The following is a 12,990-nucleotide window of genomic DNA, read 5'->3' on the forward strand; positions in this document are numbered from 1 at the left end:
ATATGACAACAATCACTGCAAATGATCCGGCTAATGACTGGGATTTATTGATCACAGATGCCAATATCGCAACTATGGATTGCAGTATTGCAGCCCCTTATGGCGCCATCGAAAATGCAGCATTGGCTATCCGCAAAGGTGTCATTGTGTGGTTGGGTAAACAAGCCGATTTACCTAAATTCGACGTATTAGCAACGCCGATGCTTTCAGCAAAAGGGCAGTGGCTAACACCTGGTTTAATTGATTGTCATACCCACTTAGTGTTTGCCGGCTCAAGAGCTGAAGAGTTTGAACAGCGTTTACAAGGTGTTAGTTACGAGCAAATAGCAGCGCAAGGTGGGGGGATCGCTAGTACGGTAGCAGCAACACGAGCTGCGGATCATGAGGCTTTATTTGTGCTCGCGAAGGATCGTCTCAATGCCCTCTATGCCGAGGGAGTGAGTACCGTTGAGATCAAATCTGGTTACGGACTTGATTGCGAAAATGAAGTTAAAATCCTCGAAGTGGCACGTTTGTTAGGTGAAAATCACCCGATTGATGTAAAAACGACATTTTTGGGGGCGCATGCCCTACCTTTGGAATATAAAGGTCGCAGTGATGAGTATATCGATCTGGTTTGTAATGAGATGCTTGAGCAAGTGGTCACTGCAAATTTAGCCGATGCTGTCGATGTGTTTTGCGAAAATGTTGGTTTTAGTAATGAGCAAACTCGCCGAGTTTTTAATGCCGCAAAAAAACATAATTTGCCAGTGAAATGTCATGCTGAACAGCTTTCAAATCAGCAAGGAGCACAATTAGTCGCTGAATTTAATGGGTTATCTGCTGATCATATTGAACATTTAGATGAAGCTGGAGTAAAGGCCATGGCTGCAGCAGGCACTGTAGCGGTATTATTACCCGGGGCATTTTATTTTTTACGCGAAACCAAACAGCCGCCAATTGAGCTATTAAAGCAGTATCAAGTACCAATAGCGATTTCGACAGACTTTAATCCAGGTACATCACCCTTGTGTTCTTTGCAATTAATGATGAATATGGGGTGTACTTTATTTCGCTTAACTCCTGAAGAAACTCTCGCCGGAGTTACGCGTAATGCCGCAAAAGCATTGGGTTTAACTGATCGCGGAGTGTTAAAAGTCGGCATGCGTGCCGATATAGCTCATTGGCAAATATCCCACCCAGCACAATTAAGTTATCAATTTGGCGTGAATAAACTGTTAAATCTGTGGATTTTGGGTAGACTAAATTAGTCTGTTGTAATGTTGTACTCAAAAAATGATTTTACTTGCGCTATTAACAAATACGGGACTTGAATATTCTGCAGGGAGCGCTTTTTTAAACAATATATTGACGCCTACTTTTTTAGCCGGCGCTATTTTTATGGCGATGATCTGTGCCTTGTGCGTGGTTAAAAAGCCATTACTGCGCTTTAGCTATCTCAGCAATGGGGTACTTGGGTTGGCAGTATTAAGTGGCGGCTTTAACTTTTTGGAGTTACTATTTGCACTGAGTATTGGTTTGCATTTATGGCTGGCATTTTCGCAAAATAAGTGGACTATGCTCACTTTGAGCTGTTGCTCAGCACTCGTATTTACGGTGTGCTTAGCGGCTCATTTACTACTTGAGTTACCTCTTTATTTAATTGTACTGGCGAGCATTGTACTGGCGATGTCTGGCTATTTTGATGATGAAGAACTTGTTGCTGAGGCTGATGACGCAGCGCATATAAATCACTTTATGGAGCCTGCGCCGTTATTAAATCTTCCCGATATTAAGCAGTTACGCCAAGGCTATTACGACTGGCGTAAAAACAATCAACAACGAGCTGCGTTGGTGGTTATCCGGTTGGAGGGGTTTGCTCAGGTTAATCAGCATATTGGCCGAGACTTTGGGGATTTACTATTAGCGCAGTCTGCAAACCGTATTAAGCAGCTACTGCTTATTGAAGAAGTGATTAATTTAGCTGGGGAACAAAAATTAGCTCACCTTGGTGGCCTAAATTTTGCGTTTATATGTAATTTAGCGCAGCAAAAACATCTACATGAGCAATTAATCAATCAAATACTAGGGGCCACCTTGAAGCCGTTTAATGTGGCTAATTGCACTATTAAAGTCAATGCACGGGCCAGTTTCGTTGATTGCGATGAACAAGAAAATAGCTTTGATAATTTAATTTCGTTTGCTTACCTCGCTTTAGATAGCCACCCAAAACAACAAGTGGTGGTGTACCATCAACAAATGAGAATAGAGCAATTAGAACAGCAAGCGCGTTTGAAAGAATTAGCAAATATCGATTTTTCTAGCGAACTTGAATTGTATTTCCAACCCATCATTTGCAATCACGATGAAAAAATTGAATTTTTAGAGTTGTTACTGCGTTGGCAACATCCCAGACAAGGGATTTTATCGGCTAATCGATTTATTGATGATATACGTGTTGCAGGGCTTGCTTATCCATTAGCCACATTTGTTATTGAACGCGCCGCAGAGCTTGCAATGGCACTGCGCATGGAAGGCATAACGATGCCTTTGAGTATAAATTTATTTGGCTCTGAAATGCTAAATGAAGAATTTATCGAATTCCTTGATCACATTTTTATCGAACATCAACTACAAGCTGGCGATTTAATTGTCGAGTGTCCACTTAATCTGTTTATGAGTTTAGATGAGCAAGGTAAAGCAATGGTCGCACGCATCAATAGCATTGGTATTAAAGTCTGTGTGGATGGCCTTGGTGATAGCCCTATTTGGCTTGCTAAGTTACCAAATTTAGCCGTTGCATATGTAAAAATAGCGCCTTCATTAACAGCTGATTTCAGTCATCAAAGCCATGTTCGTAGTTTGATAAGTGGTATGGTTGATATGCATAACCAACAAAATGCGAAGGTAATTTGCGAAGGGGTAGAAACACTGGAGCAGCTTAATTTTGTAAAAAGTTTAAACGCCTATGCCGCGCAGGGTTATTACTATAGTCATCCACTTAGCAGTGTTGGCATGATCTCTTGGTTAAAACAATGGCAAATAGAGCATCCGTAATCGTTTTTTAGTTTGCTTTGGCTTGTAAATAAGCATTCACGAGAGCTGTGATTATTTGCCCTGCATCGCTCATTCCGGCCTGTATACCACTAGGATGTTGGTTGGGGGCTGCTTCACATAAATGCAAGTATTGGCTGTTTACTTGACTGGCAGCTAAATGCACAAAGTGTTCGGCATCGCTAACACTAAAACCACAATTGGTATACGCACTGACGGGCATTAATGAAATGCTATCAAGATCCACTTCAACCCCAAGTGGTGCATCAATTAGATTATATAGTGCCTGCTGGCATGCTTCAGTTAAGGTTTTTTCGCGCCTAACTTGCAGCGCTTGGTAGCTATCATAACTAAATTGGGCAGCAGCTAAAGCATCAATAATTGCTTGATTGTTTTTCAGCTCGTGCATGCCAATAACATGATAATTATTTAAGTGTTGCTCGTTATATGCATAGCGAAAACCATTACCACTATGGCGGCCTTCACAGTCACGGAAATCGGCATGAGGGTCAAAGTTGATCGCGTTTATTGGGCGCTGTTTATGCTTGCTTAATGCGCGAATAATACCAAGGCAGTTATTATGGCCACCGCCAATAACGATTGGCTCTAACCCTGCAGCAAAAATTAAGCTCAGCACTTGCTCAACACGTTGATCAAGCTGGGCGCATAACTGGCGTAATTGTGTTAGTTGCTGAGGATTCTGGTTTGATAAATCGCGCGCCGCAAGAGTCAAATCGCTGATCGCGACTTCGCCTAATAACAAAACTTTTTCGTTCGCTAAAAATTGGTTATCAGGTTGATTTAAAAAGCGCTTAAGAAATGCTTGCCAGCCATCTTCGGCACCACCATTGCCTAAGTTGGCGCGTGGCCCGATATCTTCGCAAATACCTAGTAATACATACTTAATACCAAATTGCGCGGCATCGTGCATGGCTTGTAAAGGATCAACACCAGTGTCAAGTAGGGCTATTGACTGCCATGCTTTTCTTTCATTAGCGCGACTGCTACACCAAGGTTTTACAGTCGCTTCATCATAGATATGTAGGTGGTTTGACACTCGTTATTCTTCTACGATTTCCAGTTCAAGTTCTTCACCAGATAATACAATACCGGTGCTATCTGCATAGATAAAGTCGTCATCAAAGAATGATACACCAGCGAAGTTAACGCCAATGCCGTCTTCACCAGCCCCGGTGCTGTCTGCTGCAACAGGGATTGAAGCAATTGCTTGAATACCTAAATCAAGCTCTTCAAGTTCATCAACATGACGTACTGCACCGTATACCACAATGCCTTGCCAGTTATTTTCTACAGCTAGTTCAGCAAGCTCGATGTCGATTAATGCGCGACGAGTTGAACCACCCCCATCAATTAATAATACACATTCTTCGCCGTCTTGAGAGAGTATGTCGCGGATCAGTTCATTATTTTCAAAACATTTGACGGTTTTAATACGGCCACTAAAATTGTGGCGACCACCAAAGTTAATAAACATAGGTTCGAGCACATCGACCACATCGGCAAAGTGATCGCATAAATCTGAAGTGCTGTAATCCATTTTTCTATCCTTTCTAAAGATACGTGAGCTGATGTTCAGTATACCTTTCTTAAATGCAATAACAACGACTTAATAACAGTAAATTGCGCTCTTTTTAAACAATTATTGCGCTAAAACAGGAAAAGCAATATTAGTGTCTTAAAAGCGTCACTCAATTGTTATTTTCACCGCCTAAGCTGAATTTGTGTACAGAGTTTGCACAATTAAAGGAGCAAGTAATGAGTGAGAACAACATGCTAAAAAAAGTTGTCCAACTGGACCAAAGTTTGTTTTTGATGCTATTTAATGGCAATGCCCCAAAATGGTTAAAAAATTCAGCTTTAGGTTTCTCAAAAACAGGCAATGGAGGGCTTTATGTATTAATCGCTGTTGGTTTTGGCTGGCTTAGCAGTGAAGCTGAATTACGGCTTATGGCGATGACTCTATTGCTGGGCTTTTTAATTGAGCGACCCATTTATTACGTGGCTAAAAATAGTTTTGCCAGAATTCGGCCATGTGATTGTTTAGTAAAAGGCGCTTACATTACGCCCAGTGATAAATTTAGTTTACCGTCAGGGCACAGTGCTGGCGCATTTTTAGTGGCCGTTATCTTAGCGCAGTATTTCCCGCAATTCGCAGAGTTATGTTTTTTGTGGGCAACTGGGGTCGCAGCATCGCGGGTGTTACTTGGGGTACATTTTCCTGTTGATGTAGTGCTTGGTGCATTGATGGGGGGAAGCTGTGGTTTATTGGCAATCTTGATAGTGGCTACCTTATGAAAATACTTTATGGCATTCAAGGAACTGGTAATGGTCATATAACCCGAGCACGGGTGATGGCGAATGCGTTTAAGCAAATGGGGATTGCTGTAGATTATGTGTTTTCAGGGCGAGCCCAGCAGAATTACTTTGATATGGACGAGTTTACTAATTATCGCAGCTTTCGGGGGTTATCTTTTACTACTCAAAATGGTCAAGTCAATAGTTACCAAACAGTGAAAAATAGCCGTATATGCAGATTACTAAAAGATATTAAACAGTTAGATGTATCGGGTTATGATTTTGTGTTTAATGACTTTGAACCGATCACCGCATGGGCAGCAAAACGCCAAGCAGTGCCAGTCATAGGCATGAGTCATCAAGCTGCATTTTTATCACCCAAAGTACCAATGTTTGGGCATAGTTTGCTGCGCCGCTCATTCATAAAATATTATGCTCCTGCTGATACCTATTTAGGCGTGCATTGGCAACCATTTGCGCAAAATATCATCCCTCCTTTTATTGCTCATCATCAGCATGATAATCCAGTCAATGTTGACAATAAAGTTTTGGTATATTTACCTTTTGAAGAACTGCGAAGTGTGATTGATTACTTACAAGAGTTTCCTGAAAAAGAATTCTATTGTTACCACCCGCAAGCACAAAATAGTTCAACCGCGAATATTCATCTACGAGCCCCTTCACGTGGTGGCTTTTTAAATGATTTAGCTAATGCCAGTGGTGTGATCGCAAATGCGGGTTTTGAGCTCTCTAGCGAAGCACTAAAATTAGGTAAAAAACTGTTATTGAAACCATTGTCAGGGCAGTTTGAACAAGACGCCAATGCACAAACATTATTAGCAATGAAAGCCGCGCACGTAATGAATTACTTAAACTCCAATGCGTTGGATGATTGGCTCAATAGTACCTCACAAAAACAGATTAATTTTCCAAGTGATCCACAGCCATTAGTTGAGTGGTTAGCTGCAAGACAGTGGCATAACACACAGGAATTACATCAAAATTTGTGGTCTTCGGTAGGCTAAATTTAAAATCAACTGATTTTTTAAAACACTGTAGAAAAAACAATAATAATGTAAGCCAATTGTTAGTTATTTAACTATACTATCTTGCAGTGATTTATTTTATAGGCTGTTGTTAATGAGTTTACTCCAAAATTTGACTATTAAACGTCGTTTACAAGTCAATGCATTAGTTGTTGGTCTCGCTATGGTCGTTATGTTGTGCGTCATTATTTATGAGGCACGCATTATGCTAAAACTAAATGAAACGATTCAGTATGCTGAAAAACTCGATATACATGAACTGTCAATGCGCAAGTACGAAAAAGACTTTTTGTTTTATAAACAAGAAAGCAGCTTAGAGTTATTCGATCAAGAATATGAACAGTTGCAGATTAAAATTAAAAAATTGGCTCAATTATCAGCCGAGCTTGATATTGCCACTGTGCAAGTAGAGCAATTTGCAGTACTTGCTAAGCAGTATAATGATGATTTTCAAAAGGTTGTGCAATTACAGAAGAAAATAGGCTTACACCCCAAAGATGCGCTTTATGGCGAACTGCGAGACGCAGTACATAAAATGGAAACGTTGTTAGACAAACAAGATAACTATCATTTACTCACTTTGATGTTACAGCTTAGACGCTCTGAAAAAGATTTTATGCTGCGTTTTGACCTAAAATATTTAACTCGTTTTGAAGACGGTGTATCGGAGCTTGAGCGCCAAATTCGCAACGAAAACTTAGCTTTAAGTGACCAGTCAGAGCTGTTACGTTTACTTGCTATTTATAAAAGTAAGTTTAAATCGTTAGTTGATGAGCAAGTTGCATTAGGTCTGGATTTAGGTTCAGGTGCACTTGGTAAAATGAGAGACAGCGTTAAACAAAGTGATGATTTAGTTACTTTAATTACAACTGCAACTAAGCAGCAAGTTGAGTCTACTGCTGCAAAAACGCAAATGCTCGCAATAATAATTTTTATTGTTGCCAGCTTGCTGGTGATGATCTTGGTGTACTTTACAAGTCGTTCGATTATCGTCCCAATTGAACGGGTGTATCACACCATCAATGAAATTCGTCGAAATAATAATTTAAGACTTGTTATAGAACACAGTGGTAAAGATGAAGTAACCACCATGACAATTGATTTTAATAGTCTTATAAGTGACTTCAAAAAACTCATTTACGAAGTAAATACAGCTTTAACGACTTTAAATATTGCTACCGATCACTTATCGGAGAGCACCGCAGCAACGAGCTCGGGTATGCAAGAGCAGTTGCATGAAGCTGATATGGTTGCAACCGCCGCGACGGAAATGCAAGCCACCATTCAAGACATTTCTCATAATACCGAGGCCGCAGCCAAAAAAGCAGAATCAACTAATCAAAGTGCTCAACAGGGGCGCAAAGAAGTTGAAGCAACGGTTAAGCAGATCAATCAATTATCCGATTCACTGGGTAATGCCTCTACCGTAGTATCACAGCTTGAAAAAGACGGTGAAACTATTGGCTCAGTATTGGATGTTATTCGTGGTATCGCTGAACAAACTAATTTACTAGCACTCAATGCCGCAATCGAAGCTGCGCGCGCCGGAGAGCAAGGCCGAGGCTTTGCTGTTGTTGCTGATGAAGTGCGTTCACTTGCACAGCGTACTCAAGAGTCAACCAAAGAGATTGAGAGTATTATCTCGATTTTACAAGGGCGTACTCAAGAAGTCGTAAGCATAATGCAACGATGCCGAACACAAGGCGGCGAAAGCGCAGCACAAGCAACAAAGGCGGGTGAACTACTGAACTCTATTACCGAAGATGTGCAAACTATTATGGAAATGAGCACGCATATTGCCACCGCAATTGACGAGCAAAGCCAAGTTGCTTCTGAGGTGAATAAAAACGTCGTGCGTATTCGTGATATCGCCGAAGATGCCTCAGCTCATTCATCAAGAAATGCACAAACTAGCGAAGAAGTATCAGAGCAAGCTAGGGTACTTTACGCCGCGATAGATAAGTTTAAGGTTTAAAAACAGAAGCTAGGTTCTAGGGTTTAGGCTCTAGGAGTTAGCTGAGCTTTAAGCGCTAAGCCATAAGTTTTAAGCAGCCCTGAGTTGTTTGAAAGTTATGGCTTTTTTGTTTTCACACTTTTTTATTTTTATTTTTAGGTTAAAGGTTACTCTCAGTTTTATTTCTCGACGATAAACCAGTTAATTGGAGCCTCTTTGCTAAAGTGTAATCAGTGTGCGGCTAAAAAAGATTTCAAAATACATTTTTGGATGTCAAAAATAGACATGGTTGGGTTTATCTTTCTCAGCCTTTGTTTATCTATACCCATTGGGATTGTGGCTTTCTTAGCTGAGGAGTCGCAAAGTTTTGCTCGCTTTATTGCTTTTGCCGTTCTAATTTTTGCCGCAATTAAAAAACACAAAAAAGTGGTTGCACTTTTAATCGTTGAGCTTGTTATTGACTGGGCTCTTGATAAGGCTGGAATGTATGAGTTTAACTTAATGGTTGCAACAGCATTTATCCTCACATTCATAAAAATTGGCAGTAAGGTTTTTGGATTCTTTTTTCAATGTGTGAATTATAAGTTTGATTTAGACATCTTTTGTCCAAAGTGTAATAAAACATATAAAAAAGTTAGGCTACCAGAGAGCAAGTAATAGCTAACTTAAAGTAAATAGGCAAGGGCGATATCAATCTTTTTACTCTAAAGTGCAGTGCTTTAAATAATAGAAAAGTTATGATTATTTGTAGTGGCTCATATCTTATCTTACAGTTTCGATAAATAGACTTGGACTTCATCTAACTGGCATTTATGAGCAAAAGCGGACGCCGGTAAAAGTTAAACTTAGTCCTGTTTTTTGAGTAGGATCCTAATTTTGTCCGATAACATTATTAACCGCCGTTTTGATGCAAAATAACAAGCTTTGTATTTTAGCTATTTTAATTACTTGTTTACAAAAGTAATTATTGGTGGAATTATCAGAGTATATAATATACGCCGTTTTGGTGTGTTATAAACCACCAAAATGGTGTTCAATAAGCTGTTAGCTACCTAAGGGAATATAGTACGTGCCGTTTTTTGGTTTTTTGTTTTTCTTTCTCTTTGTCATATTCGTGGGTGTGTCTTCGCTTATAAATGTATGGAAGTACGTAAAAACGAAAGAGTTAATTTACCTTAAAAAACTTGGCGTAATTTGGGTGTTGCCTAGCATTCTAGTTGGGCTTGCTCTATACGCTCATTTTCCAATAACGAAAGAGCATGTCGTAGGACTATACGAGATTGATAGTAGCTTTTACCCAGGCAGAAATTCTGACTGGCAAAAAGAACATTTTACTTTTGAAATAACAAAAGATGATAGATTTCTTTTTAGTGAAAAACTCAAAGATGGAAGTGTTAAAACTGTTCAAGGAGTAATTGAGTGGTATAGGGAATCACCACCAATGTTATTCCGTATAGTCATGGAGCAGGAACACGAATTGGTCGATCAATATCCTGCTCTATACAGGGGGAATCGGAAATCTTATTACGTTTTCGAGTCTAAATTCGGTAACATGTTTTATCGAAAGGTTCAGTAGCTAACAAAGCTATCAACCTGACCCAAATTACTACGCGATTTTGTGCAATTCGCTGCGCTCATTGTCGCACAAAACTGCTCCATAATTTGGGCAGGTTATAGCGGCGTTATGTGCTATCAAATTTCGGAGTGAATAATGATTCCTGAGTATGGAAGTAAGAAATTTCAGTGCCCACACTGCGAAACAGTTGCTACCCAAGAGTGGTTCACGGCGAACAATGCAAGTTCGACAGCTACCAAAATAATTAACCATCTCTATTTGAATTACAGGGCAAAGATTGATGATTATTCGCAAGGGAAAATAAGCAGGTTTCTAGAGGAAATTGAAAATTCATTTAGCAGAAACTTTTATAACTTCGTTCCTGATGGCTTCGCAGTGGCGACATGCTCCTCGTGTGAAGAATTTACACTTTGGGTTAATGAGGAAATTGTTTTTCCTAAGAAAACCACGCTGCCACCACCAAACGCTGACTTAAGCGAAGATATAAAATCGCTTTACCTTGAGGCTTCCTCAATTCTTGTCGACTCACCGAAAGGTTCAACAGCTTTGCTGAGACTGGCACTCCAGAAATTGTTAGAACAAGTTGGTAAGAGTGGCAAGAATATCAATGGAGATATCAAAGAATTGGTTGCAGAAGGTCTGAGTCCTAAAATTCAACAAGCTTTAGATTTACTTAGAGTTGTAGGAAACAATGCTGTTCATCCTGGCCAGATAAACTTAGACGATAATGCTGATGTTGCCCAAAAACTGTTCGGAATCTTGAACTTTATTGCTGAAGAACTATTAACAAAGCCAAAAGAACTTGAGCAGCTATACGCCGATTTAATCCCAACTGAAACGCAAGAGCATATTAAGCAGCGAGATGGCACATAACAAATCAATTATACCGACCTCAACTCGCTGCGCTCCTTTCGTCGGCATATTTGGGCGTTATAAGGCTAAGCAATGTTTAAGCATATAATTGCGTCAAGTATTCAAGCAGCGTTTGTAGGTGCCTTACTTATTATTCTAATTAGTCTGCCAGCTTTTGGTGGGGTAGCCACAATATTTGGTTTTATTGCTTTTCCCATTGCGATAATGTGGTGTCTTATTTTGGCATATCCTTTAATAAAACTTCGTCAGAAATTTAGGCTACCTGAATATGCATATTTTGCCATCTACTTGTTTACTGGCTTTGTATTAGGCGCGCTCACGCCAGTTTTAATGTTTGGTGTGACGGGTACAATATTTAGTATTCAATCGGTTACTTTTCTCGGGCTCTATGGTTTATTCGGTGCAGCTTGTGCCATAACAGCATGGAACTATGTGCGTAAAAATGTCAGCTTATAACAAGGCAAATCAGCCTCACTAGCTTCGCTCCTTGGACAGCCTTTTCGTTGCTCGTTTTGTGCGTGGCTTCGCCATTTTCGCACAAAACAATCAACAAAAAGTCTGCCGTTGTTTGCGTCGTTAGCATGCAAGGGGAATCGTGAAGCACATTTCATTTTTGGTTGCAGTACTTCTGGTGGGATGCTCCTCTTCTTGGTGTGACGGACCCTATGAAGTTTACTGGATAGACGGTGTTAAAAGTCTTGGCTTTAACGTTGGTGATGGAGTTTATATTGGGCGTATTGATGAGCCCAAGAGTATCTATGCAAATGAAAAATTCATTTCAGTATATGCTTGCCCAGAACAGACATGTGCTTACTACTACATAGATCGGGAAAAAGACCATAAATTTGCGGGTGCTACCGAGTTTGTCTTTGGTCCATACACGAAAGAATCGTTCGTTGAGTTGCAAAAGAAATTGATATTGCCAGAGCTAACTGAGTAGTAAACATGCTTACACATATGAGCCTAAACTCTGTCAATAGGCACTAGTATTTTATTTGACCGTTTTTATATAGTGACGGTCAATTCTAAATCAACTCTAATTCAATAAGCAAATTCGTTTACTTCGTCTGACGATGTGGCAGTTAAGCAAGTAGCTTACGGCAGATACATATAAGCGCAGCGCCTCTTAACCACTTTGTAAATAATTCACTAAATTTTTTGCACAAAGAGAAGGGAATGAGAAGTAAATGAGGGAAACTTAGCGCTTAGTATTGGCATATTTAAATAATCGATAATCTAACACGAATATTACTAAGCGATTGAATCAAAATAGCAACTCCGCTATGGTTAAACCATCAATAACAATAAAAACGAGTTATTCTACAGGCTCGTGAGCTGTACTAGGTAAATTTTGAGTCCTTATTTTGAAATTAATATAGATCCCAGCGTGGATTACTTTTTGTGGGTGTTCCCCGCTTTATTGTTGTTTACTATTTTGATCAGGTTTTCGGCTGTTTCTGACCTTGCAACGAGTTTAGTAAATATTTCTCGCAATTGGCTTTTAACAATTACCGGGTTCATTTTTTTCATAGGGTTGTTTGTAACATCCTCAGAGTTGAAACAAGACAGCGAGATTAAAAAACAGATCGATGCGGGAGATTTTTCAGTTGTATCAGGCTGCATTCAAAACTATAGGTTAGATAAAGTTAAGAGGCAAACAGCCACATTCGAAGTTGAGGGGGTTGAGTTTTCATTTAATAGTTACACAAAAACCCCTTTTTTCTATGAAAAAGAGTTACCTGGTAAAGTTGTAAAAAATGGTAGTTGCTTAGAAGTTAGCTACTTATCAATAACCAAAGAAAACAAAATCATAAAAATCGTAAAGCTAACAAAGTAATTAAAAAAGGACAGATAACAGTTGGTTCTTGCTCCGTCTCACTTATTTTAACCAACTGATGCTTGTCTGTTTTTAGGCGTTAACCACTTGATATAAAAGTACAAACTCTGCTATCAAATTTTCTTGAGACTTATTAATCTGACAGAACAAGTTAAAGCTTATTCAGACCATTTTAGGACTCAAAAAACCTAGAACCTAGTTACCTAGCGAGTTCTCGTTACGCTTCGCTGTAATCAACCAGAATCGCCAGTTACCTAGCGCTTTCTCATTACGCTTCACTACACTCAACCACAATCACATAGTGAGCTTTAACGCCGAGCTGCGCTAACTTTCACCTTGAACCTTTTAACTCGCT

13 protein-coding genes are annotated in these 12,990 nt (G+C 39.7%); 11 read left to right on the forward strand and 2 right to left on the reverse strand.

Annotation, left to right across the window (positions count from 1 at the left end):
- The first annotated feature begins 2 nt into the window (after positions 1-2).
- Positions 3-1,250, forward strand: a complete 1,248-nt coding sequence (gene hutI / locus H5183_RS10830; RefSeq protein ID WP_182731683.1) for an imidazolonepropionase — start codon at positions 3-5, stop codon at positions 1,248-1,250.
- A gap of 130 nt (positions 1,251-1,380) precedes the next feature.
- Positions 1,381-3,036: a GGDEF domain-containing phosphodiesterase gene (locus H5183_RS10835; protein WP_182731700.1), complete on the forward strand. Its 1,656-nt coding sequence runs from the start codon at positions 1,381-1,383 to the stop codon at positions 3,034-3,036.
- A gap of 7 nt (positions 3,037-3,043) precedes the next feature.
- Here the strand turns inward: H5183_RS10835 and H5183_RS10840 are convergent, their stop codons facing one another.
- Positions 3,044-4,090, reverse strand: coding sequence for a formimidoylglutamase (locus H5183_RS10840; protein WP_182731684.1), 1,047 nt, complete (start codon positions 4,088-4,090; stop codon positions 3,044-3,046).
- A gap of 3 nt (positions 4,091-4,093) precedes the next feature.
- Positions 4,094-4,591 carry a ribonuclease E activity regulator RraA gene (gene rraA, locus H5183_RS10845; RefSeq protein WP_145238473.1) on the reverse strand — a complete coding sequence of 166 codons (498 nt, stop codon included), beginning with the start codon at positions 4,589-4,591 and terminating at the stop codon, positions 4,094-4,096.
- Between the two features lie 218 nt (positions 4,592-4,809).
- On the opposite strand from rraA, the gene H5183_RS10850 reads away from it, so the two are divergent.
- The 9 genes from H5183_RS10850 to H5183_RS10890 all read left to right on the forward strand — a co-directional run bounded on the left by H5183_RS10850 (position 4,810) and on the right by H5183_RS10890 (position 12,635).
- A complete protein-coding gene (locus H5183_RS10850) occupies positions 4,810-5,349 on the forward strand; it encodes a phosphatase PAP2 family protein (RefSeq protein WP_145238476.1) in 540 nt (179 codons plus the stop codon).
- Positions 5,346-6,374 carry an MJ1255/VC2487 family glycosyltransferase gene (locus H5183_RS10855; protein ID WP_182731685.1) on the forward strand — a complete coding sequence of 343 codons (1,029 nt, stop codon included), beginning with the start codon at positions 5,346-5,348 and terminating at the stop codon, positions 6,372-6,374. Before H5183_RS10850 ends, H5183_RS10855 begins: the two co-directional genes overlap by 4 nt.
- A gap of 115 nt (positions 6,375-6,489) precedes the next feature.
- A complete protein-coding gene (locus H5183_RS10860; protein WP_182731686.1) occupies positions 6,490-8,370 on the forward strand; it encodes a methyl-accepting chemotaxis protein in 1,881 nt (626 codons plus the stop codon).
- A gap of 195 nt (positions 8,371-8,565) precedes the next feature.
- Complete coding sequence (locus H5183_RS10865; RefSeq protein WP_182731687.1) at positions 8,566-9,006, forward strand: hypothetical protein; 441 nt, start codon at positions 8,566-8,568, stop codon at positions 9,004-9,006.
- A 412-nt stretch (positions 9,007-9,418) separates the two neighbouring features.
- Complete coding sequence (locus H5183_RS10870) at positions 9,419-9,925, forward strand: hypothetical protein (protein WP_182731688.1); 507 nt, start codon at positions 9,419-9,421, stop codon at positions 9,923-9,925.
- Positions 9,926-10,060: 135 nt separating this feature from the next.
- A complete protein-coding gene (locus H5183_RS10875) occupies positions 10,061-10,798 on the forward strand; it encodes a DUF4145 domain-containing protein (protein ID WP_182731689.1) in 738 nt (245 codons plus the stop codon).
- 72 nt (positions 10,799-10,870) lie between these two features.
- On the forward strand, positions 10,871-11,254 hold the full coding sequence (locus tag H5183_RS10880; RefSeq protein WP_182731690.1) for a hypothetical protein: 384 nt from the start codon (positions 10,871-10,873) through the stop codon (positions 11,252-11,254).
- A gap of 139 nt (positions 11,255-11,393) precedes the next feature.
- Entirely contained in the window at positions 11,394-11,738 is a 345-nt protein-coding gene (locus H5183_RS10885; protein ID WP_182731691.1) for a hypothetical protein, read from the forward strand.
- A 411-nt stretch (positions 11,739-12,149) separates the two neighbouring features.
- Positions 12,150-12,635 carry a hypothetical protein gene (locus tag H5183_RS10890; protein WP_182731692.1) on the forward strand — a complete coding sequence of 162 codons (486 nt, stop codon included), beginning with the start codon at positions 12,150-12,152 and terminating at the stop codon, positions 12,633-12,635.
- The last annotated feature ends 355 nt before the right edge of the window (positions 12,636-12,990 follow it).

It is taken from the genome of Pseudoalteromonas sp. SR44-8, from assembly GCF_014163635.1.
GTDB classification, from domain to species: Bacteria; Pseudomonadota; Gammaproteobacteria; order Enterobacterales; family Alteromonadaceae; genus Pseudoalteromonas; species Pseudoalteromonas rhizosphaerae.

Excerpts from the sequence above, each read along its gene's own strand:
- hutI (WP_182731683.1), top strand. The coding sequence starts at position 3 with ATGACAACAATCACTGCAAATGATCCGGCTAATGACTGGGATTTATTG.
- H5183_RS10835 (WP_182731700.1), top strand. The coding sequence starts at position 1,381 with ATGGCGATGATCTGTGCCTTGTGCGTGGTTAAAAAGCCATTACTGCGC.
- rraA (WP_145238473.1), bottom strand. The coding sequence starts at position 4,591 with ATGGATTACAGCACTTCAGATTTATGCGATCACTTTGCCGATGTGGTC.
- H5183_RS10850 (WP_145238476.1), top strand. The coding sequence starts at position 4,810 with ATGAGTGAGAACAACATGCTAAAAAAAGTTGTCCAACTGGACCAAAGT.
- H5183_RS10855 (WP_182731685.1), top strand. The coding sequence starts at position 5,346 with ATGAAAATACTTTATGGCATTCAAGGAACTGGTAATGGTCATATAACC.
- H5183_RS10860 (WP_182731686.1), top strand. The coding sequence starts at position 6,490 with ATGAGTTTACTCCAAAATTTGACTATTAAACGTCGTTTACAAGTCAAT.
- H5183_RS10875 (WP_182731689.1), top strand. The coding sequence starts at position 10,061 with ATGATTCCTGAGTATGGAAGTAAGAAATTTCAGTGCCCACACTGCGAA.
- H5183_RS10880 (WP_182731690.1), top strand. The coding sequence starts at position 10,871 with ATGTTTAAGCATATAATTGCGTCAAGTATTCAAGCAGCGTTTGTAGGT.